Origin of the sequence: Bifidobacterium sp. ESL0682 (genome assembly GCF_029392815.1) — a bacterium.
In the GTDB taxonomy this organism is placed as follows: Bacteria; Actinomycetota; Actinomycetes; order Actinomycetales; family Bifidobacteriaceae; genus Bifidobacterium.
The window spans coordinates 757,421-779,265 of sequence record NZ_CP113942.1 but is presented as its reverse complement, the minus strand read 5'-3'; the positions used below and the strand labels follow the sequence as shown (position 1 = coordinate 779,265).

15 protein-coding genes, 1 tRNA gene and 3 pseudogenes are annotated in these 21,845 nt (G+C 56.3%); 8 read left to right on the top strand and 11 right to left on the bottom strand.

The features are described from left to right. Window positions 1-316: 316 nt before the first annotated feature. Window positions 317-1,639, bottom strand: coding sequence for an O-acetylhomoserine aminocarboxypropyltransferase/cysteine synthase family protein (locus tag OZX57_RS03285; RefSeq protein WP_277162698.1), 1,323 nt, complete (start codon window positions 1,637-1,639; stop codon window positions 317-319). Between the two features lie 434 nt (window positions 1,640-2,073). Here OZX57_RS03285 and OZX57_RS03280 point away from each other — a divergent pair, with 434 nt between their 5' ends. The 4 genes from OZX57_RS03280 to OZX57_RS03265 all read left to right on the top strand — a co-directional run bounded on the left by OZX57_RS03280 (window position 2,074) and on the right by OZX57_RS03265 (window position 7,124). After that, window positions 2,074-2,949, top strand: a complete 876-nt coding sequence (locus OZX57_RS03280; RefSeq protein ID WP_277162697.1) for a pyridoxamine kinase — start codon at window positions 2,074-2,076, stop codon at window positions 2,947-2,949. A gap of 451 nt (window positions 2,950-3,400) precedes the next feature. Continuing rightward, complete coding sequence (locus tag OZX57_RS03275; protein ID WP_277162696.1) at window positions 3,401-3,874, top strand: YraN family protein; 474 nt, start codon at window positions 3,401-3,403, stop codon at window positions 3,872-3,874. Then, window positions 3,874-5,406, top strand: coding sequence for a YifB family Mg chelatase-like AAA ATPase (locus OZX57_RS03270; RefSeq protein ID WP_277162695.1), 1,533 nt, complete (start codon window positions 3,874-3,876; stop codon window positions 5,404-5,406). Before OZX57_RS03275 ends, OZX57_RS03270 begins: the two co-directional genes overlap by 1 nt. Further along, window positions 5,403-7,124: a DNA-processing protein DprA gene (locus OZX57_RS03265; RefSeq protein WP_277162694.1), complete on the top strand. Its 1,722-nt coding sequence runs from the start codon at window positions 5,403-5,405 to the stop codon at window positions 7,122-7,124. The genes OZX57_RS03270 and OZX57_RS03265 overlap by 4 nt, the downstream gene beginning before the upstream one ends. A 168-nt stretch (window positions 7,125-7,292) precedes the next feature. Here OZX57_RS03265 and OZX57_RS03260 read toward each other — a convergent pair whose 3' ends face one another. After that, window positions 7,293-7,637 carry an MGMT family protein gene (locus OZX57_RS03260; protein WP_277162693.1) on the bottom strand — a complete coding sequence of 115 codons (345 nt, stop codon included), beginning with the start codon at window positions 7,635-7,637 and terminating at the stop codon, window positions 7,293-7,295. A 95-nt stretch (window positions 7,638-7,732) separates the two neighbouring features. On the opposite strand from OZX57_RS03260, the pseudogene OZX57_RS03255 reads away from it, so the two are divergent. From OZX57_RS03255 to OZX57_RS03245, 3 genes and pseudogenes are all read left to right on the top strand, one after another. Then, window positions 7,733-9,702, top strand: a pseudogene (locus OZX57_RS03255) (FAD-binding protein). Between the two features lie 150 nt (window positions 9,703-9,852). Next, window positions 9,853-10,910, top strand: a pseudogene (locus OZX57_RS03250) (2Fe-2S iron-sulfur cluster-binding protein). 119 nt (window positions 10,911-11,029) lie between these two features. Then, window positions 11,030-11,674 (top strand): methyltransferase, encoded by a 645-nt coding sequence (locus OZX57_RS03245; protein WP_277162692.1) that lies wholly within the window; start codon window positions 11,030-11,032, stop codon window positions 11,672-11,674. 3 nt (window positions 11,675-11,677) lie between these two features. On the opposite strand, the gene OZX57_RS03240 is transcribed toward OZX57_RS03245, so the two are convergent. Further along, entirely contained in the window at window positions 11,678-12,469 is a 792-nt protein-coding gene (locus OZX57_RS03240) for a TIGR00730 family Rossman fold protein (protein ID WP_277162691.1), read from the bottom strand. Further along, complete coding sequence (locus OZX57_RS03235) at window positions 12,454-12,627, bottom strand: hypothetical protein (RefSeq protein ID WP_277162690.1); 174 nt, start codon at window positions 12,625-12,627, stop codon at window positions 12,454-12,456. Before OZX57_RS03235 ends, OZX57_RS03240 begins: the two co-directional genes overlap by 16 nt. 283 nt (window positions 12,628-12,910) lie before the next feature. Between OZX57_RS03235 and OZX57_RS03230 the strand changes: the two genes are divergently transcribed. Continuing rightward, a complete protein-coding gene (locus OZX57_RS03230) occupies window positions 12,911-13,858 on the top strand; it encodes an NADP-dependent oxidoreductase (RefSeq protein WP_277162689.1) in 948 nt (315 codons plus the stop codon). 179 nt (window positions 13,859-14,037) lie between these two features. Here OZX57_RS03230 and OZX57_RS03225 read toward each other — a convergent pair whose 3' ends face one another. The 7 genes and pseudogenes from OZX57_RS03225 to tig all read right to left on the bottom strand — a co-directional run bounded on the left by OZX57_RS03225 (window position 14,038) and on the right by tig (window position 21,833). Further along, window positions 14,038-15,276, bottom strand: coding sequence for a macrolide family glycosyltransferase (locus OZX57_RS03225; protein WP_277162688.1), 1,239 nt, complete (start codon window positions 15,274-15,276; stop codon window positions 14,038-14,040). Between the two features lie 302 nt (window positions 15,277-15,578). Further along, window positions 15,579-15,652 (bottom strand) — tRNA-Arg (locus OZX57_RS03220). A 232-nt stretch (window positions 15,653-15,884) separates the two neighbouring features. Beyond that, entirely contained in the window at window positions 15,885-17,303 is a 1,419-nt protein-coding gene (clpX, locus tag OZX57_RS03215; RefSeq protein WP_277162687.1) for an ATP-dependent Clp protease ATP-binding subunit ClpX, read from the bottom strand. Window positions 17,304-17,479: 176 nt separating this feature from the next. Continuing rightward, entirely contained in the window at window positions 17,480-18,151 is a 672-nt protein-coding gene (locus OZX57_RS03210; RefSeq protein ID WP_277162686.1) for an ATP-dependent Clp protease proteolytic subunit, read from the bottom strand. A gap of 5 nt (window positions 18,152-18,156) precedes the next feature. Continuing rightward, on the bottom strand, window positions 18,157-18,780 hold the full coding sequence (locus OZX57_RS03205) for an ATP-dependent Clp protease proteolytic subunit (protein WP_277162685.1): 624 nt from the start codon (window positions 18,778-18,780) through the stop codon (window positions 18,157-18,159). A 52-nt stretch (window positions 18,781-18,832) separates the two neighbouring features. After that, window positions 18,833-20,096 (bottom strand): annotated as a pseudogene (locus OZX57_RS03200) (chloride channel protein). 357 nt (window positions 20,097-20,453) lie between these two features. Continuing rightward, window positions 20,454-21,833 carry a trigger factor gene (gene tig / locus OZX57_RS03195; protein ID WP_277162684.1) on the bottom strand — a complete coding sequence of 460 codons (1,380 nt, stop codon included), beginning with the start codon at window positions 21,831-21,833 and terminating at the stop codon, window positions 20,454-20,456. Window positions 21,834-21,845: the final 12 nt, after the last annotated feature.

Sequence of the window (21,845 nt, the reverse complement as noted above, 5' to 3'; positions counted from 1 at the left end):
ATTGGCGCCCGCGTTGCCGTTGCCACCTAGATTCGGGTTGATGATGCTGTGGAAATCGCTGCCGGCGTTGTTGCCGTAGAAATTGTTGGGGTTCATGTGGACTCCTTTGTTTGAGGTCACTACTTATCTAATGTTTCAAATTCTAAAAGAATCCGCCCGTCTCCCCCATCGTGCGCAGGAATGAATTTTCAGCGCATAGCCATGCCCGCAGGATTCGAACACCATCGTTCGAAAGGATGAGACGCGTGAAGAAATGAACACACGAAAGGGCGGGTACCGAAATTTTTCGGCATCCGCCCTTGGTATCTCAACCGCCTTACTTGGCGAGGCCAGAAGCCCGCAAGGCCTCGAAACCGCCTTTGAGATCATCGATGATGTCGTCAATGTATTCGGTGCCGATTGACAGGCGGATAGTGCCTTGGTGGATGCCTTGGCTTTCCAGTTCCTCGCGAGTTTCCTGGGCGTGGGTGGTGGAGGCCGGGTGCACGACGAGGCTCTTCACATCCGCGACGTTGGCAAGCAGGCTGAAGAGGTGCAGGTTGTTGATGAAAACACGCGCCGCATCCTTGCCGCCCTTGATGTCGAAGGTGAAGATCGAGCCGGCGCCGTTCGGGAAATACTTCTCGTAGCGCTCATGATCGGGACGTCCGGGAATCGAGGGGTGCGAAACGGACTCGACCTCGGGCACGGTCTGCAGGTATTCGACCACTTTGAGTGCATTCTGTACATGGCGTTCGACGCGCAACGACAGCGTTTCGGTGCCCTGCAGCAGGAGCCATGCAGCGAAGGGGCTGATGCATGCACCTGTGTCACGCAGGAAGATGGCGCGGGCGCGGGTGACGAAGGCCGTCTCGCCGAGCGCCTCGTAGAAGTTCATACCATGATAGGACGGGTCAGGCTCAGTCAGGGTCGGGAACTTGCCCGGCACCGCGGCCCAGTTGAAATGGCCGCCTTCAACGATGACACCACCAAGCGTCGTACCGTGGCCGCCGATGAACTTGGTGGCCGATTCCACGACGATGTCAGCACCGTTCTCCAGCGGACGGAAGAGATACGGAGTGGCGAAGGTGTTGTCGACGAAGACCGGCAGGTTATGCTTGTGCGCGATCTTGGAGATGGCCTCGAAATCGGGCAGGTCGGCGTTGGGGTTGCCGAAGGTCTCGAAGTAGACGAGTTTGGTGTTGTCCTGAATCGCGTCCTCGAAGTTCTGCGGATCGGCCGGGTCGACGAAGGTGGTGGTGATGCCATCGCGAGGCAAGGTGTGGCGCATCAGGTTGAAGGTGCCGCCGTAGATATGCGACGAGGAGACGATGTGGTCACCGGTCTGTGTGATGTTGCGCAGAGCCGCTTCCACCGCTGCCGCGCCGCTGGCCAGCGCGAGCGCCGCAGTGCCACCTTCAAGCGCGGCCATGCGCCTTTCAAACACGTCTTCGGTGGAATTGGTGAGACGGCCGTAGATGTTGCCCGGATCCTCAAGGGCGAAACGCGCCTCGGCATGGTCGAAGTCATGGAAGACGTAACTGGTGGTGGCGTAGATCGGCACGGCGCGCGCGTCGGTGGCAGGGTCGGCCTCCTCTTGACCCACATGCAGCTGCAGCGTTTCGAAATGATACTTCTTCGGCGTAGTCTCGTTCGTCATATCCAGCTCCTTTTACGTATACGAATGCCCAGTATTTCCTTTCCGAGCGTAAACCGACCAAATCGGCACGGCAAGCGCGACGCTATCCCAGTAATCTATAACGCCTTGAAAACCCTTGAATTTTCGGCATTTTACGATAACCCGACATCATAAATTACTGAATTCTATTCAGACAGCATTCCCGGTACCTCCTTAGTCTGTTGAAAACCTGATAACACCAGTAACGGCAACGGATTGAAACGACGCTTATACTTTCAGTCCGTACAATCTCACCACCGATTGCTCCAACCAACTTCCAGTCCCCCATCATCTTGCGAACGAAACGGGGCGTGTCTGTCGCCATGAGGTCTACAGTCGGTACCAGCGACGCACCGGGCATTCCCGCCCGGCGACGGACGCCGATATTATTCATAGACTTTCTGAAAGGTCATGAAATGCAAGAAGATACGACGCTCTATGAGCGCGACCCCAAATATATTCCCCGCGTTGCGGCAGTGCACGATATGTGCGGCTACGGCAAATGCTCGCTGACCGCTGCAATCCCGATTCTTTCGGCGTGCGGTTGCGACGTGTGCCCCGTGCCGACGGCCCTGTTTTCCGCACACACCAAGTTCCCGTTCTATACCTTCCACGACACCACGGATATGCTTTCCGGCTACCTCGACGCTTGGCAGAAGATCGGCGTGGAGCTTGACGGCATCTATTCCGGCTTCCTTGGTTCGGCCGAGCAGGTGGACATCATTAAGCGCATGTATCGCGAATACCCGAAGGCACTGCGGCTGGTCGACCCGGTGATGGGCGACGGCGGGCAGATGTATCCCACGTATTCCACGGAAATGTGCGACGCGGTCAAGACGCTTGCGGACGGCGCGGACGTGCTGATGCCGAACCTTACCGAGGCCAGCATCCTGACCGGACGCGACTACCCGGAGCAGAACCTGAGCGATGACGAGGCGACCGATTGGGTCGGCGCACTGCTTGATTTGGGTGCGAAGAACGTCGTATTGAAAGGCATCGACCGTGGCGATGGCAAGCTGCGCAACTTCGTGGGCAGCGCGAGCGCCGGAGCTTCCGCGCGCGTCGAGCTAGCTCACGACAAGCTCCCCTACATGATTCACGGTACCGGTGACGCCTTTGCTTCGGCGCTGTGCGGCGCAGTGATGGCCGGCAAGACTCTCAGTGAATCGGCCCAGGTGGCCGGCGAATTCGTGCGTCATGCCATGGAATCCACGCGCAACCAGCCCGATTTCGAAGAACGCGGCGTGAGTTTCGAGCTCAATCTGGGCGAGCTTACCGGGCTCGTGGATTGAACGCCCGCTTTGGGCTTCAGCGTCATTATGAATTTGCTGCATTCCCTTTTGAATTCGAAATTGCAGCTTGATTGATGTGAAATCAAAATTGTCCCTGCTTCTTGACGGTTTCATCATTCCGCCGAATTGCAGGGACGATTTCGTATCGGACGCCGATTCGAACCGGCTTGAAGATGCAGATGATCTTGTGCACGCTCCGATTTTCCCCACAAGGTTTTCCACTGCCAATGCAACCCTCAAAGAAGTTTTCCACCACTCTCGCCGCAACTTGCACACATACCTTTAAAAATACCCACAGTGTTAACCACAATTGCATTGCATCAAAGCGAAGTTATCCAGAGAAACGCCGGGAATCAGAAAAACAACAACCGTTTAACCACACCGCCCGTTTTTCACCCGATACAATCGTCAACCATGCTTCACTAAATGCATGAACACAAATATTGCAACAGTGCAAAAACGTCGACCCAACGAATGTCTCGGAAGCGACGCAGATACCGACTTCAATGGCACAGCTTCTGAGAGCTCACTGGCGGAACTTGAGGAACAGCTGATCATTCCCGACATTTCCAATAAACAACTTGGCGCAATCGGCGAACAATACGCGGCGGCGTGGCTCACACAGCTTGGCTGGCGTGTGTTGACAAGAAACTGGCGCACCCGTTTCGGCGAACTCGACATCATTATGATGACCCCTGAACACATCGTGGTGTTCGTCGAAGTGAAGACGCGACGGACACAGCGCTACGGCACCCCGCAGGAGGCCATCACCGCGCACAAACAGGCGAATCTTCATCACGCAGCCGCGCTTTGGCTAGCCGGCCCTGGCAAGTCGATACGACGAACAGGCATTCGCTTCGATGCCATGTCGATTTTGCTGGAAGGCAATAGGCCGAAGGTCCAACATATTCCGGGGGCATTCTGATGGCCATCGGGACGGCGATGTCGGTGGGATTGGTAGGGCTCAAGGCCAATGCCATCCAGATGCAGGCTTTCATCTCGCCGGGCCTGCCATATTTCTCCATCATCGGTCTGCCGGACACCTCCCTGAGCGAAGCACGCGAACGAGTAAAATCCGCCTGCCAAGCCAGTGGTTTCAGCTGGCCCGAGACTCGGGTGACCGTCAACCTCTCCCCTGCCTCGCTGCCCAAACGAGGCTCCTCGCACGACCTTGCCATCGCGGTTTCCGTACTGAGCGCGGCCGGAGTCATCCCTCACAATTGCTTGGCAGATACCGTAGTGCTCGGGGAACTGAATCTCGACGGTTCGGTACTGCCCGTCACCGGTGTACTGCCGATTGCGCTGTATGCGCGAGAACACGGCATTGACCAGGTCATCGTGCCCGAACGCAACCTTGAAGAGGCTCAGTTAGTTGATGGACTCAACGTTATCGGCATCCGTCATTTGGGCGAGCTTATCGAACTGATGGGCGGTGAAGCAAAATATCATATCGACGAATCCCGTATTCCTTCCGAGCAAGCAACCACCGACGAGGCGAATCTTGCTCCAGCGGTCGGCGACATGGCAGAAGTCATCGGTCAGGAACGCACGAAATGGGCACTTCAAGTGGCCGCAGCAGGCGGCCATCATCTTCTGATGACCGGCTCTCCAGGCTCCGGCAAGACCATGCTCGCCTCACGCATGCCCGGCATCATGTGTCCGTTGAACGAACAGGAACAGCTTGAGGTGGCTTCGATACGTTCGCTGTGCGGCACACTACAGAATTATGGCATCAGCGATGTGCCTCCGTTCGAAGCGCCGCACCACACGGCTTCCACAGCATCGCTGGTCGGTGGAGGATCAGGCATTGCCACGCCCGGAGCCATCACTCGAGCCCACCGTGGGGTGCTGTTCATGGACGAGGCTCCCGAATTTTCTCCTCGTTCATTGCAGACCTTGCGAGAACCGCTGGAATCCGGATACGTAGCGCTTTCACGATCGAAAGGTACGACTTACTACCCCGCCAATTTCCAGCTCATCATGGCGGCAAATCCCTGCCCTTGCGGCTACGGATACGGCGACAGTTCACGCTGTACCTGCAAGGAGAAGGACCGTATCCGCTATTTCTCAAGGCTTTCTGGCCCCATCCTCGACCGCATCGACATTCAAGTGGAGGTGCCACCAGTAGAACACCTTATGACGCGAAACTCCCAGCCACAGACGACCAGCGAGCAGATGAGGCACAAAGTCACCGAAGCAAGGCACACGGCGCAGGAGCGTTTCGTGGACTATCACTGGACTTGCAACGCACAGGCATCGGGTACATGGCTTCGCGCAAACACTTCGAAAGTCGCACTCACCCTCATCGATAAAGCGCTGGAAAGCGAGCGTCTCAGTCTGCGTGGCGCCGACCGTGCGTTGCGATTGGCCTGGACCCTTGCCGATTTGGACGGCAAACCTTCGCCGGGACATGCTGAGATGATGCAAGGCATCGCTTTAAGGACAAAGGAGTCATGATGAACGACAGCACAGAAACGACAGCAACAGCCGATTCGACTCCCACCATGACAACGAAGCAGAAGATTGTCAACTCATGGCCTGTCGATGACGATACTCTGGCACGGGCAGTCCTGACCTTTTGCATCGACAGCGCCGACGCACTGCTCTTTGCAACCATCAAAGGAGCCGGCAGTGCCGTGACCGCTTTACGACTCATAGCCGATGAAAAAGGCGGCACCATCAACCACAACAAGCTCGATGAGGCGTTCGCCAAGGGGACAGCCAGATGGGGGCGAAAAGTCAACGCACGAGGCATGAGCTCATTTCATCACGGGCTGGAACGCTGGCGCGAACGGCTGCACCAACTTCCTTCACACAGCAAAGAAGAACTCAGAGACTTGTTCACCGTAAATGCGTCTCAATGGATCATTGGACCAACCAGCCCCTATTGGCCCCATCAACTCGATGACCTTTCCATCAGAAAAGATTGGGCCTCACCGCTGTGCCTCTGGGGAATCGGTGACCCTGCGGCCTTGACCAGCTGTGCGAAGCCATTGGCCGTTGTGGGTTCTCGCGGAGCCGACGACTATGGACGATACGTGGCAAAAACCATTGCCAAGAAAGCCGCCGAACAAGGGCATCTGGTGGTTTCCGGAGGCGCATTCGGCATCGACGCTGCAGCACATTGGGGCGCTCTGGATGCCATGAGCGCCATCGGCGAGAAAGAAAGCGGACGAACCGTGGCCGTTTTCGCCGGAGGTCTCAACCATATCGGCCCCGAACGCAACCGGTCTCTGTTCGACCGCATCAAAGCCAATGGCGGTGCCCTTATCAGTGAACTGTGCCCCGACACCATTCCCGAAGCCCGGAGATTCTTATTGCGCAACCGCATCATCGCGGCGTTGGCCTCCACTGTGGTCGTGGCTCAGGCACGCAGTCGCTCTGGCGCGCTCAACACCGCCAATTGGGCTGCAGAACTTGGCCGTGAGGTCTATGCCGCCCCCGGCAATATCAACATACCCGGCAACACCGGCTGCAACCGGCTCATCCGTGATCACCGCGCCGCCATCCTCACCTCGGTCAACTCCATCGATGAAATCTGTCACGAAGGACATGCTCCGAAAGCAATACGTTCTGACGAGGAGGCATTGCCAAACGATGACGATGAAACTACAGAAAACCAAACAACAGCAACAACACCGGCACCCAACGCATCCATATCCTCCGAGGAGAGCAATCATGATTCCGGCCATCAAGCACATCAACAATCCGACGATTCAGCCGCCAAGCGAACGAACATTGCCGTGCAAGTCCCTTTGCCAAGCGACACCAAGACCTCACAATCTGCCCAAAGGAATAGCACAACGGCAAATGGCACGGCCTGGGATTCCAAGTCGCAACCGTCAGTACCCGAAACCGAATTCACCGCCTCACAACAGGAGGTGCTGACGGCTATTCGACGTTGCAGAAGACAAGGCAACGCAGCCACACATGAGGCCATTCTTGAGATGCTCAACACGTCCCGCTCTACAGTCAAAAACCAAACAGAAGCGCAAAAACTCACTGATGCGTCAGCACGACAACGCAAACCTTGGGCTATCGGCAGATTGGAAAGCGAGCTTGGGGAAATGGAATTATTGGGAATGGTTCGTCTTGAAGCAGGAACGGTATGCATCGTCACCCGCAACCGCAAAAATTCAACAATAGCCAACCAACCACCGCATCACCGTTCATGAAGATAGGAAATCCATTCATAACCACGGTCTTCGGCGAACGATCAAGAGGCTCTTTTCATTGCACCCGACAGCAATAGTCAACGCTACCCAACCAATAGCTGGATCAATCACACGAAACCGGGTCGAAAGGAGGTTGCATGGAATCGGAACATAGCAAGCAATGTGGAGTCAATATTGCCACTGGCAACGCTTCATATCAACGACCCATCCTTCTTCTCCGGCGTTCTCATGTTTGGGAGCCGGAGGCAGGAACGACACACCCTCATCTTCAAGCAATGCCCGTTGCCGGTCGGGGCCACCGAACGCGAAACCAGGGGCCAGCGACCCATCACGGAAAACGACGCGATGACACGGAATCACACCGGGTTCAGGATTGGAATGCAAGGCATAGCCTACGAACCTCGCATTGCGCGGGTTGCCCGCGAGCGCCGCCACCTGGCCATACGTGGCCACTTTGCCTTCGGGTATTTTCCTGACGACCTCGTAGACACGTGCATTGAATGTTCCGCTCATACCTCCATGGTACGAGTGCCCCACCCACAAGGAAAGAGCCCGCTCAACCTCGCTTCTGCACATGCTCTTGCTGGCCTTGTGCCATAATCGGGGGTATGAGTCCAGAGCAAGTTGAAGACATGTACGATGCGGTGATCATCGGTGCGGGGGCGGCCGGATTATCGGCAGCATTGGGAATCCTCAGGTCCGATGAAGTCAAAGAAATGAAGGCCGAAGGGCGAAATCCGAAGCTTCTGGTCATTTCGAAATTGCAGGCATTGCGCTCCCACACCGGCTCGGCGGAAGGCGGCATCGCAGCAAGCCTCGGCAACGTTGAGCATGACGATTGGCACTGGCACTACTACGACACCGTCAAAGGCGGCGATTGGCTTGCCGATCAGGACGCGGTCAAGATACTCGCACAATACGCTCCGCAGACCGTGGTCAACCTCGAACGTAGCGGAGTGGCATTCTCACGCACTGAAGACGGTCACATCGCCCAACGCAAGTTTGGCGGACATACCAAGGATTACGGCAAGGCACCTGTACGCCGCGCAGCATACGCAGCCGACCGCATCGGTCATCAGATCCTCTATGCGCTGTGGCAGCAATGCATCGGCGAAGGTGTTGAATTCGCAGAGGAATGGTATGTCACCGACTTGGTCTTGAACAGCACGAAAGACAATACCTGCGGCGTAGTTGCGTTCGACACCCACACCGGCAAGACGCATGCCATCGCTGCACGTAACGTCCTGATGGCTACGGGCGGCGCCGGGCGGCTGTTCCACACGACGTCAAACTCATGGGATCTGACCGGTGATGGCATGGCATTGGCGCTGAAGGCCGGCCTGCAGCTTGAGGATTCGGAATTCGTACAGTTCCACCCCACCGGGCTCGCACACACTGGGATTCTTCTTTCTGAAGCCTCACGTGGCGAAGGCGGTATCCTGCGCAACGCGGACGGTGAAGCGTTCATGGCTCGTTATGCACCTGAGCACAAGGACTTGGCGGCACGTGATGTGGTCAGCCGTTCCATCATGGCCGAAGTCGATGCCGGACGAGGCGTCGCAGACCCGAAGGATCCAAATGGCCCGAAAGACTGCGTCTGGCTGGATATGACGAGCATCGATAAGGAGCACATGCAAGATGTACTTCCCCAAGTGGTCGAAACCATCCGGGATTACGCGGGTCTCGACCCCAGCAAAGACTGGGTACCCGTCAAGCCGACGGCACATTACACCATGGGAGGCATTCCTATTACCACCAGCGGCGAGGTCTATCGCTGGGAAAACGGTAACCGCCATATCGTTGACGGCCTTTACGCCGCCGGTGAGTGCTCCTGTGTCAGCGTCCACGGCGCGAACCGTTTGGGTGGCAACAGCCTGCTCGATGCCTGCCTGTTCGGCACACGCGCCGGCGAATCCATTGCAAAGACCATCGCCGACGAACAGAACAATACAGCCGAGGTCGACGGGCGATCTTCTGATGACGAAAATCAGAAGGCCACACAACTGGCGGCGGAAAAACGCCAAGCATCAATCAAAACCTTATTGACGCCATCAGCCGACGATAGCACCACTGCCAAAGCCGAAGACGAAGATGCAATCACATCTATATCGACTGAAGAATCTAGCGGTCAAACCGATTCGTCTTCCGCGACAGATACCACCGACAGCATGCCGAATACCGGCAACGGCAATCCTTACCAGCTGTTGGCCGACCTTGGCACAACCATGGAGCACGCGGTTGCCGTGAGATGTGACGCTGAAAGCATCGCCAAGGCACAGCAGGATATTGACGACGAATTGCTGCCTCAGTCCAAGGCTCTACGAACCCATTCGGACACGACAGCTTTCAATCAGGAGCTCACAGCGATATGGGAAGTCAACAATCTCATGGATCTGGCACAGGCGATGCTCAACGCATCGGCCGCACGGCACGAATCGCGCGGCGCGTTCGCCCGCACCGATTTCCCCGACGCGACGACGAACATTTCCTTGTCCATTCGATGGCCGACGCAAACGGCAACGTAGATTGGCAACCGGTTCATATCGTCGATATGCCACCGAAAGCACGTGAATATTAGAACCGATTATGCAGGCCACGGTTCAGTAATGAACAATCGATATGACACGAATGAATCGCGGCGGATAGACGGGGTACAGCAGGCCACGGCTCGTGGCAGACTGGCAGACGAAAGAACACAATGAAGGCAGTGGCAATGAGTAAAGATGCAATGCATGGTATGAACGTGACCATACGAATCCAACGGTTCGCGCCTGCACCGGAACGCGAGCACGCCCGCCGCCGCTCCTCCAGCCCCTTCAGCGGCAAGGCCAGGGGTGGCAGCCCGTTCGGTTCTTCACCGTCACGTCGCCGTATCAGAGGCAAGCATTTCACACAGGACTACGTCATCATCGCGCGGCCCGGACAGACCGTACTCGACTGCCTGCTCGATATCAAGCGCATATCGACCCGACACTGGCGTTCCGCTATTCCTGCGGCCACGGCATCTGCGGATCGGATGCAGTATCGATCAATGGCACACCGACGTTGCTATGCACCGCCAAAGTCGAGGACTTCGCAAAGCCTGAATCGAATTCAAGCAATACCGAGAATACTTCTGAAAACGAAGGATTCCGCTCGACAGTATCCGCAGACAGCAAAGACTTTGCAGGTAATAGCATTTCTGATACGAAATCCGGCAATCCTCTTGGCAATGACACCGATTTGCACACGGGCCACAACACTGACAGCGCCGAAAATACCAGCAATTCCAACGATTCCACCGCGAATCAAAGCGACGCATCAAGTCTCGGCATCATCGAGATCGCACCGCTGCCAGGCTTCCCCGTGTTGCGCGATCTCATCGTCGACATCGACCAGATGATGAACCAAATCAAGAAGCTCGAGCCTTATCTCAAGGCCGACGGCAAACTGGCCACCACCAAAGACGGCAAAATCGATATGTTCGAATATCTGCAACGTCCCGAAGAACTGAAACGTTTCGAGCTGCTCAGCAACTGCATCTCGTGCGGCGTTTGCGAAGGCAGCTGCCCGGTCTATGCCGGCGGCGAGGCGTTCATCGGCCCGGCGGCGCTGATTGCCTCCTCGCGGTTCATCAACGATTCACGCGACGAAGCCACCGACGAACGACTCGACGCCATCGCCACCGCCGACGGTATCGCCGCCTGCCAATCCGTCCGCGCCTGCAGCCGTGAGTGCCCTCGTGGCATCGACGTCGGCGAAGAAATGTGGCAGCTTACCGAGCGCGTCAAGAACCACCAGAGTTAATGTCGTTCTTCTTCTGAACCAGCCATTCCCCTGCCAAAAAGCTGTTTGGCGATTGCTCGCCGTATCATAAAACCAGTAATTGCAACCGCCGGCGGCGGAAGAACAGTGGAGCGGACATCATGAAGAACGCATCGTACACCAACATGGCCAAGGTCTGGGAATTTGCAGAAACCCATGCGTTGAGCCTCGAAAACGACGTGCTGCGCAAAGCCCGTGCCGATGCCGAGCATGCCGGTCTTCCGCAAGGCTCCGCGGCCCAAGCCAATCTGCTGCGTTTCATCACCCGTACGATGAATGCCACTTCCATCATCAGCGTCGGCACCGGATCAATCGTCGAAGTACTGCAACTCGCCGAAGGTCTGGGTGGTGCCGGACAGCTTACGGCAGTGGATTCCTCGGCACGTGGCATCACCATGATCCGCAGCCTCTTCGCCGATATGTCCGATTCGGCAGACAATAGGACCACCCTACGCGCCGTCAACACCTCACCGACCGTCTTCCTGCCACGTCTGAACGCAGGAACCTACGACCTCATCGTCGTCTCCGGCGTCGCTTCGAACTATGCACCTTCTTTCGAACAGGCCACAAATCTGCTGAAAGTCGGCGGATGCATCATCTTCACAGACATGTCAGGCCTCGCCTATCCCGACGACAACAAACCGGACGCGATGCACGCGCTGCTCACCAACGTCGAGGACGACGAACGCTTCGAGCAGGCACTGACTCCGACCGGAACCGACATGCTTGTCGCCGTCAAGCGCTGAGGGTTATTTCGTCATCCCGCTGATCGCCAAACGCACCGCTTCTTCGGGATCATCGGTAAACTGCACCTTTTCCAAATCCTCTTTCGAAATGAGCCCGCGGTCGAGCATCGGCCCCTGAACCCATTCGAAAAGCCCTTTCCAGTATTGTGTATCGAACAGCACGACGGGCTTGGGCGAGGTCTTTCCGGTCTGCACCAGGGTCAGAATCTCGAACATCTCATCAAGCGTGCCGAACCCACCTGGGCAGACAATCAGCGCCGAGGAATATTTGACGAACATCATCTTGCGCACAAAGAAGTAGCGGAAGTTCATGCCGAGGTTCACCCACTGATTGAGCCCCTCCTCGTGCGGCAGTTCGATGCCGAGGCCCACAGAGACGCCGCCAGCCTCGGCCGCACCGCGATTTGCGGCCTCCATGATGCCGGGACCGCCGCCGGTGATGACGGTGATGCCGTGCTGCGCCGCCATTTTGCCCATGTGCATGGCCTGACGATATTCTGGCTTATCTTCCTTTACACGTGCCGAGCCGAACACACACAACGCCCGGCCCAAATCCGCGAGTGCGTCAAAGCCCTCCACGAATTCCGACTGAATGCGCAGCACGCGCCATGGGTCGCCATGACGCCAATCTTTGCCCTTGCCGGATTTCGAAATATTACCATTACCAATGCTTCGATCCGCCTGCGGCTTATTCCCTGCATCAACAAGACCGGCTTCACCCTCATCCACGTCTTCCTCAGGAGAACCAAGCAACGCCTGATCCGGAGTCTGTTGGGGAATCATCGACCCACGCATAAGCACCGACCCACTGCGATGGGTCTCCCCAATGGTGAACGCCTCTCGTCGCTAAAGTCATTCGTGCCGCAGGCCGTATCAGAACCTTTGACGGCTTCATCATCCACATCGCTCACTTTGCCGGCACCAGTCTCGATACGCCTCTTCGCTTCACCCATTGCACTGCACCTTCCCTGGCATTCCCGTCAACATCTAGTTCTTTCAGCATCTTACGGCATGCACACAGCGCAGATGCGACTCTCGCACGCATAGCCCCAAATGGATAAAACGCGCAATACTTTATTGAAGCAGAATGGGGTGCCAAACAGAAAAATCCCTTAGAGCCAACAAAATAAAGAGCCGATGATAGCGTATCCCTATCCACGGCATAGACCAACCTGGGAGCCGGAGCCATACGGCTTCCCGATATGCCGCAACAGGCAAAGAAACAAGGAGACAACGATGAAAGCAATACGCATCCACGAATTCGGTGGCCCAGAGGTCTTGAATATCGAAGACGTGCCCGAGCCACACCCAGGAAAGGGGCAAGTCCGCGTTCGTGTCACGGCGGTTTCGTTGAACGTCGCCGATGTATTCGCTTACTCATCCCAGCAGGTCGCCGACATGTTCGGTCTTCCTCTGCCGTTGGGCATGGGCAATGATTTCGCCGGGGTCATCGACGAAGTCGGAGAAAACGTGACAGGATACGCCGTAGGCGACCGCGTCTTCGGCGGAGCGAGGGAACGTGCGGCCGCCGAATATATCGTCGTTGACCCGCAGCAGCTGGGTGCGCCGCGCACACCCGTGGCCGACGAACTCTATCATTCGCCGGACGGCGCGGACGATGCCGTATTGAGCACCATTCAGACCTCCGGTCTGACGGCAGATGCCGCCATCGACGCGCTTCATCTCACCAGCGACGACACGGTCCTCATCGGTGGAGCCGCCGGTGGCGTAGGCACTGTAGCCGTACAATTGGCCAAACTTACCGGCGCCAGGGTCATCGGAACAGCCTCGCCTTCCACGTTCTCCTTCCTTGAACAGTTCGGCGCCGAACCCGTGGCTTACGGCGACGGATTGGCCGATCGCGTTCGTCAGCTGGCTCCAAACGGCATCACCGCAGCAGCCGACGTCTACGGCACGGAAGCGGCGCAGACCGCACTTGATCTCGGCGTGGATGCCAAACGCATCACTGCAGTCGCCACCCGCGACCCGAAACTCGTCGAACAGGGCATCATCCTGACCGGCTCGCTGACTGCACCTGCAGACAGTTCCGACCGTCTCGCTCGCCTTATGGCCGAAGGCAAGCTCACGGTCCCCGTCACGACTTTCCCACTCGACCAGGTTCGTGAGGCCACCGAGTCCCTCATCAAGCGCCACACCCACGGAAAGATCGTCATTACTTTATAATTGCTTAATGCATCATTAAGTGATTACCCATAATCAATATCAATAGCCGGCAAAGGGACAGCCAATGATTGAATGCCTCCTTTGCCGGCTTCATAACATTGATAGAGATTAGTTATCTTAAGCAACGCAACCTTGAAAGCGGCCAACTGCAATCAGTGTAAATCCAAGAAATATCGGTATCAGATAGCCAACAACTTATCAAGATCTTTGACAAGCCGTGCATTTCCGCCTGCTTCGTACATGTCACGACTCATCGTCTTGACGCATTCCGCAATTTCTTTGTCAGCCATGACTTTCGTCGCGGCTTCATAAACGGATTGCGCAGAAATCGACCGCTTATCGAGACTGACTCCCAAGCCCAATTCTTGAAGTCTTGCAGCGACTGTTGGCTGGTCGTCCGCCATCGGCACGGCGACCAGCGGAACGCCATAATACAAAGCTTCGTTGACGCTGTTCATACCGCCGTGAGTCAGGAACACTGAAGCCTTGCGTAGTACGGAAAGCTGATCCACCGATTCGTAGATATGTATATTGTTCGGAATTTCACCAAGCTTGCCACAGTCGAAATCGCGTCCGACGGACAAAATCACCGTGACATTCTTGCCTCCGAACGCACCGACAACGGCACGATAGAAGGGCAGGAACGTATTGAAAATAGTGCCAAGAGAGGCATAGACAATCGGCTTACCAACGTCTTTCTCCAGGACGGATGCCAAATCGTCGCTCGGCTTCTTGTTTTCTCTTCCATCCAGCGAAGGACCAATGAAGCGATACTGTCCTTCAGGGAAAGCGTCTCCATCAATCTGGAACGAACGTGAGGTATATGTATAGGTCATCGTCGGTGGATTATCAACCATTTCACTGATGAAATCCTCGGTTTCCATCAGTCCCCTGCGCCGTGTGCTTGAGGACATCAGACGCAGGAACTTCTGGCTACGCAACACCGAGGTCAGATGGAACCCCTTACTTGCACCCGCAAGACGGTTAAGAATGTTGCGGTTGTAACAGAACGTCGAATACAGGCGGATTGACGGGAGTCCCAATTGATCCGCCAAGGCTTTGCCAGAAACCAGCAGACCCTCATACAGGAATGCATCGAAATGCGACTCACGACCGACCCGCAATACAGTGTTATCGGCCTTTTCTGGTGCCTGAATCGTACGCTCAAATTTGCCAGGGTTGGCGGAATAATCGTCATAAGGCACAAATGTCGCTCCCGATTCCCGCACTTGCCGTTCCCATCGCGGGTCACAGATGTAGGTGACGTCCCAGCCATCGGCAACCAATGCACAAACCGTCGCCAACGTCGGGTTGATATGCCCTTGATACGGCATGCACGCCATCAGCAATCTACCACGGGTACGCTGCTCAGACTTCAAATCCCCTATGCTGTTGACAGGGTGCTCTTGTATGTTCATCTGCGATCTTTCTTTAGTCGACCCGTCATTGTCGGTAATGATTCCTCTATCGTAGCATTGCCGGATTGAATCGATATCATTGTTCCATATCAAGAAATGAATGCTACTTACTACGACATTTTTCGATACCGATTACACATTCAGCCGGCAATATCATGACAATCAGTTGTTCTAACTATGCCGAAATCCCAGTCACAATTTCTTCGGCGTAGGAATCATTGGGGATGCACAACATCGGCGAAGCACATTATTGAAAAACAAGAAATCCGCAGAACCTTTCGATTCTGCGGATTTAATCTCTGCGCGCACGGCAGGATTCGAACCTGTAACCTGCTGATCCGTAGTCAGCTGCTCTAATCCATTGGGCTACGTGCGCAGTGTCAAGAACCTTGTTTTTGACAACTCATTTAATATAACGTAAGTGCCCGATTCTCGCAACTACTGGCGTGTCGCGAAGACCTACCAAAGTATTGCAAATACTCGGATACGCCGTCATTACAGCAAAAACGAAACGATTACGCAGCAACCGTGAACCAGAACCTTTGCTGGAAACATCACCGAGATTTTACGAAGACACCGCATCAATCATGACGACGGCAGCGGTCTGTTTATCCGAACGTATGTATCTTGCTACGACGCGGCGAACGACCAGATACAGCCGAAGCGACCACCATCTTCGGCGCGCCCTCGCCACTGACGGCGGGAGCGTCGACAATGACCTGCTCGACGTCGTTCGTCTCCGGCAGCTGGAACATGGTTTCTTCCAGAGTTTTTTCGATGATGGAACGCAGTCCACGGGCACCGGTGCCCTCTCTGATGGCCTTGGCAGCAATGGCCGCGATGGCCTCATCGGTGAATGAAAGCTTGACCCCATCGACGGCAAAAAGTTTGCGGTACTGCTTGACCAGCGCATTGGCCGGTCGGACGAGGATATCACGCAGATCCTGTTCGGTGAGTTCGTCAAGCACGCTCACCACCGGCAACCTGCCGATGAATTCCGGAAGCAAGCCGAAATCGCCCAAGTCGTCGGCATCGACCTGACGCAGCAGGTCGGCCATGCTTTCGTCATGCTCATGCAAAGTCGCAGTGAACCCGCTTTCCTGCGCCCCAAGACGCTTACGCACAATGGCATCAAGTCCGACGAACGCACCACCACAGATGAAGAGGATGTCGCGTGTATCCATTTTCACGGTGTTCTGGTCACGGTGTTTGCGAGTCCCTTCGCCTTCCACCGGTACCGAGGCGATGGTGCCTTCGAGAATCTTCAGCAGCGCCTGTTGCACGCCTTCTCCGCTCACGTCACGGGTCAGAGAAGTGCTTTCGCCGCTTTTTCGTGCAATCTTGTCGATCTCGTCGATATAGACGATGCCATGCTGAGCTCGGTCCACGTCGCCGTCGGCGGCCTGCAGAAGCCGTTGCAGCACGCTCTCCACGTCGTCGCCGATGTAGCCGGCCTCGGTGAGCGTGGTGGCGTCAACGATGACGAACGGCACATTCATCACTCGTGCAAGAGTCTGCGCCAGATAGGTTTTGCCGACACCGGTAGGCCCAAGCAGCAGAATATTGGATTTGGCCACCTGCACGTCAGCAAGTGAGTCGGCAACATGTTTATCGGAACGTTGAGTGGGCTTCGCCTGGACAGCTCCAGCGGCACTCGATTCGCGCGCCGTGCCGGACGCAGCAGCGGCTTTGCCCATGCCCACGCCAGAACGCCCACCTTCGCTCATCTCCATGTTGACACGCTTGTAATGGTTATATACGGCCACGGAAAGGGTGCGCTTGGCCTGAGGCTGACCGACGACGTACTGATCGAGGTAGGCATAGATTTCGGAAGGCTTGGGCAGGTTCAACGCGTTAATCTTGACATCCTGATCGGTGTCGTCATTGATGAGGTCGACACATTGGGCGATGCACTCGTCGCAGATTGCTGCACCCTGGCCGGTGACCAGCTTGCGTACCTGACGCTCGCTTTTGCCGCAGAATCCGCAGCGAGGGACGGAGTCGTTGTAATCCACCACGTCGCCCATGCCTTCTCCTTACCGCGTCACACGCTTTCAGTTCAATCCTGTATTGAGCCGTTTACTCGCCGCTCTCTTCCTGCGGCGACTCTGATTACGACGATACCCCTCACGCGCGAACGCAAGGGGTATCGAATTGTTTTTGTTATAAATCTACACGGCGAATCGCAGTATAGTCGCCATCGCTACTTGCGATTGGCGAGCACCTCGTCGACCATGCCATAGTCCTTGGCCTCCTGAGCCGTCAGGAAGGTGTCAACCTCGATGTCCTTGCGGATACGCTCAGCAGACTGGCCGGTGTGCTTGGCCAGCGTGTTCTCGAGCCATTCACGCATACGCAGCATCTCCTTGGCCTGAATCTCGATTTCGGTGGCCTTGCCGGCTCCCTGATCGATGGCAGGCTGGTGGATCAGCACACGAGCGTTCGGCAGCATCAGGCGCTTGCCCTTGGTTCCGGCTGCAAGAACGACGGCTGCAGCAGAAGCTGCCTGTCCAAGGCAAACGGTCTGCACATCCGGCTTGATGTATTGCATCGTGTCGTAAATTGCCGTCATCGCGGTCATGGAACCGCCGGGAGAATTGATATACATCATCACGTCGCGGTTCGGGTCCTGGCTTTCCAAGACGAGCAGCTGGGCCATGATGTCGTCGGCGGAGGTGTCGTCCACCTGCACGCCCATGAAGATAATACGATCTTCGAACAGCCTCGAATACGCATCCTGCGTCTTCATGCCGTACGGCGTCTTTTCGCTGAACTGCGGCATCACGTAACGGCTCTGCGGCGCGAACCCGGCCACACCACGGGGGCCGGCGAGACGCTCGGCACGAGCTACAAACTTCGCTTCTTCACTTGCCATGTTGCTCACTCCCCTGCCTTTTCCGTACGCATGCTGCCCGGCGTGGTCACGATCTTGTCGAAGAACCCATAGTCCAGCGCCTGCTGGGCGGTGAACCAGTGATCGTACTCGTTGTCGCGATAGATCTCTTCAAGAGTGTGGCCGGTCTGGTCGGCGGTGAGCTGCGACATGGTCTTCTTCATATCCATGATCAGCTCGGCGTTAATACGCACATCAGTGGCCGTTCCGCCGATGCCGCCCGAAGGCTGGTGCATCAGAATGCGGGTGTGGCTGGTGGCGAAGCGCTTGCCCTTGGTACCACTGGAAAGCAGGAACTGGGCCATGGAAGCCGCCATACCGACAGCCACGGTGGCCACGTCAGGTTCGATGAGCTGCATGGTGTCGTAGATGGCCATGCCTGCGGTAACCGAGCCACCGGGCGAATTGATGTAGAGCCAGATATCCTTCTTCGGATCTTCGGCCGCGAGCATCAGCATCTGCGCGCAAATGACGTTGGCATTGGAGTCCTTGACCTCATCGCCAAGCCAGATGATGCGTTCTTTGAGAAGCCTATTGAAAATCGGATCCGTGATGGCGGGGGCCGAATCCCCCTCGTCCATCGACGGCATAGATGTCAGCAATCCTGCCACCGTATCTCCTTGATATTCACGTATTTATTACCGTTAACGATATTACCCGCACTTATACGACAGCCCGCTGTTTTTTGCGCTGAGAACGAGAAAGAAAATCGTTGAAACCGTGCGAAACCAGTGCCGACACGGCCACCCCGACGCCAACCGGCACGAAGAATGCCATCGGAGCTCCAGTCAGTTCCATCACCAGACACATCGCCATGAGCGGTGCCTGCTGAGAGGCTGCAAGCAACGCCGAAGCACCGACGAGTGCGCATGCAGCCACGGTGTCGGCAGGACTGACCATAACCCACGCAAAAACCAAGTAAGGCGCCAATCGTCGCACCTATCGAAATGCCGGGTTGGAGCACCCCACCGGAAGCGCCGGAACGAATGGTCGCTAGTGTCAATACGGCCTTGGCCACCAGCAATGCCAGCAGAATCGGGATGACGGCATTGGCCTCACGAGCAGTGGCGGCAAAAGCATATTGCGCCACGGAACGGCCGTTGCCCATGACCTGTGGCAGCCATATCGCCACGATGCCGGTTGCCAGCGCCGCCAGCGGCATCATCCAAAGGATTCCTGCACCTTGGGACTTGTTGTCTTCGGCCCATTGAGAGCCTTTACGGAACCACGCACCTGCGATGCCACAGATGATGCCGGCGATGAGGGCGAACAAAGTAAGACTCAGCGTCGGAATTGCTGATTTGCCCATGGCGGCCATACCGTAGAACGTGCCACGCCCACGAATCATCGAAGCGATATAGGCGGAAACTACCGAAGTGCCTAACGCCAAAGTAACGGTTTCCATGCTGATGTCTGCAAGCAAGATCTCGATGGCGAAAAACGTGCCGGCAAGCGGAGCGTTATAGACACCGGCAAGGCCAGCGGCGGCAGCTACGGCCACAACAGTTCTGCGGTCTTTTTCGCGGTTCAGATGGAACAGCTGCGAGAAGCGTTGGCCCAGCATCGCGCCGAACTCACGCGGAGCCACCTCACGGCCGATGGACGAACCGGAACCGACGATGAAAATCTGAAGCAACACATGAACGGTGGTCTGCCAGACCGGCATCCGCTCCCCTGCAACAGCTTTCTTAACCGAGGGCACTTTGGTGGTTTTGCTACGCAGCAACCACCAGACGACGGCTGCGAATATGGATCCGCCGACGATCGATGCGATACGTCGCCAAGCCGCCACCTGATAAGGACTGGGATCCAAAGGATTTTCGACGTAACCAAGCATGAGCCGTTCAACGCCACTCAGCATGAGGCCAAGCAGCCCCGAGCTCACGCCGACGACTCCGCCGAGCAGGAATATGACGGCGGCGATCATGCCCAACCGTTTCAATCCGCTATCGTTCTCTTGTTTCACCAGCGCTTCTGACTTTCCACAATAATTGATATGCGTAGAGGTTCCAGCTACCTCCGGCTTTTTATCTTCAGACCAATATAATCATGACCACGAAGAATCACGCTACATCATGACCATTCCCGTCCGTCAATCATTGACATTGGTAAAGCAGAAGGCAATCGCAAAACAAAAAATATTCATAGCTGCGAAACCTCTACGGCACCAAATGATTTCGAATTCGAACACCGATAACGAGCCGCGAACATCGAGCATACAAAAAGGGAGCCGAGGCAACCCCCGACTCCCTCATAGAGTCTTCAATCAGAAATTATTCCGAAATCACTCAGCTTCGTCTTGCTCCGAGAGTTCGTCGGCGACGGCAGCGGCTGCAGAAGCGGCCTCGACGCTTTCGTTCTCTTCGGCATCTTCGACAGCCTCGTCCTCACCGAGGAACGGGGTCAGATCGAGATCCTTGCCTTCGCAGGTGAACTTGACGGCGCGCATGCCGGCAAGCAGACCCTTGGAACGGCCGACTTCCTGGACGGCAGAGCCAAGCTGGCCGTTCTGGACGATGGCGTTGATGAAGGCACTCGGATCCATGCCGTACTGCTGGGCGATGGAGGCGAGGAAGTTGGTGACATCCATCTGGGAAACCTTGACGTCGAGCTGCTCAGCCAGGGTGTCGAGCACGATCTGGTCCTGAAGTTCCTTGTCGGTGGTCTCTTCGGCTTCCTTCTTCTGTTCGTCGGTGGCCTTTTCAGGATCGGCGGTGACCTGCTTCAGGCGCTCTTCGATCATTTCCTTGCGGACGCCTGCGGGCAGCGGAATCTCCACGTCCTTCTTCAGGGCATCGAGGAACGCATCACGTGCCTCATTGGCCTGGCGGCCTTCGCCGTCACGCTCACACTGCTTGCGGATGTCGGCCTTGAGCTCATCCAACGTATCGAACTCAGAAGCTTCCTGGGCGAAATCGTCGTCGAGCTCCGGCAGCTCTTCGGCCTTGACAGAATTGACCTTGACCTTGATCTGGGCCTTTTCGCCTTCGTGGTCGCCGCTTTCCAGCGTGCCTTCGAAAGTGGTCTCTTCGCCGGCAGACAGGCCGTCGAGCGCTTCGTCGATGCCGTCGAGCAGCTTGCCGCTGCCGAGCTCGTAGCTCACGCCTTCCTGCGAATCGACGGACTCGCCGTCAATCTGTGCATCGAGATCGATGTTGGCGAAATCGCCCTTCTTGGCAGGACGATCGACGCCCACGAGGGTGCCGAAACGCTGACGAAGATTGTCAAGACGCTTGTCGACATCTTCATCGGTGACCTCTGCCTTAGGAACCTCAAGGGTCATGCCATCGAGCTTCGGCAGCTCGATTTCGGGACGACGCTCGACAGTGGCGATGAACTTGACCTTGGTGTCGTCCTTCTCGCTGGTCGGCAGTTCCTTGACATCCAGCTCAGGCTGGGCCATCGGACGAATCTTCTTCTCCTCGAGAGCCTTGGAATAGAGCTCCGGGACGGCGCTGTTGACGGCCTCGCCAGCGACGGCACCGAAACCGACACGCTGGTCGATGATCTTGCCGGGCACGTGACCCTTACGGAAGCCCGGGACGCTGATCTGCTTGGCGATCTCCTCGCGGGCCTGATCGAGATATGGGTCGAACTCTTCCGGGTCGACGGTGACGGTGAGCTTCACCTTGGTGGGCTCGAGATTCCTCACGCTGATTTTCACGCTAGTGCTCCT

Coding starts and splice junctions, on each gene's coding strand:
- OZX57_RS03285 (WP_277162698.1), bottom strand. CDS start 1,639: ATGACGAACGAGACTACGCCGAAGAAGTATCATTTCGAAACGCTGCAG.
- OZX57_RS03280 (WP_277162697.1), top strand. CDS start 2,074: ATGCAAGAAGATACGACGCTCTATGAGCGCGACCCCAAATATATTCCC.
- OZX57_RS03270 (WP_277162695.1), top strand. CDS start 3,874: ATGGCCATCGGGACGGCGATGTCGGTGGGATTGGTAGGGCTCAAGGCC.
- OZX57_RS03265 (WP_277162694.1), top strand. CDS start 5,403: ATGATGAACGACAGCACAGAAACGACAGCAACAGCCGATTCGACTCCC.
- OZX57_RS03260 (WP_277162693.1), bottom strand. CDS start 7,637: ATGAGCGGAACATTCAATGCACGTGTCTACGAGGTCGTCAGGAAAATA.
- OZX57_RS03245 (WP_277162692.1), top strand. CDS start 11,030: ATGAAGAACGCATCGTACACCAACATGGCCAAGGTCTGGGAATTTGCA.
- OZX57_RS03240 (WP_277162691.1), bottom strand. CDS start 12,469: ATGCGTGGGTCGATGATTCCCCAACAGACTCCGGATCAGGCGTTGCTT.
- OZX57_RS03235 (WP_277162690.1), bottom strand. CDS start 12,627: ATGGGTGAAGCGAAGAGGCGTATCGAGACTGGTGCCGGCAAAGTGAGC.
- OZX57_RS03230 (WP_277162689.1), top strand. CDS start 12,911: ATGAAAGCAATACGCATCCACGAATTCGGTGGCCCAGAGGTCTTGAAT.
- OZX57_RS03225 (WP_277162688.1), bottom strand. CDS start 15,276: ATGAACATACAAGAGCACCCTGTCAACAGCATAGGGGATTTGAAGTCT.
- clpX (WP_277162687.1), bottom strand. CDS start 17,303: ATGGGCGACGTGGTGGATTACAACGACTCCGTCCCTCGCTGCGGATTC.
- OZX57_RS03210 (WP_277162686.1), bottom strand. CDS start 18,151: ATGGCAAGTGAAGAAGCGAAGTTTGTAGCTCGTGCCGAGCGTCTCGCC.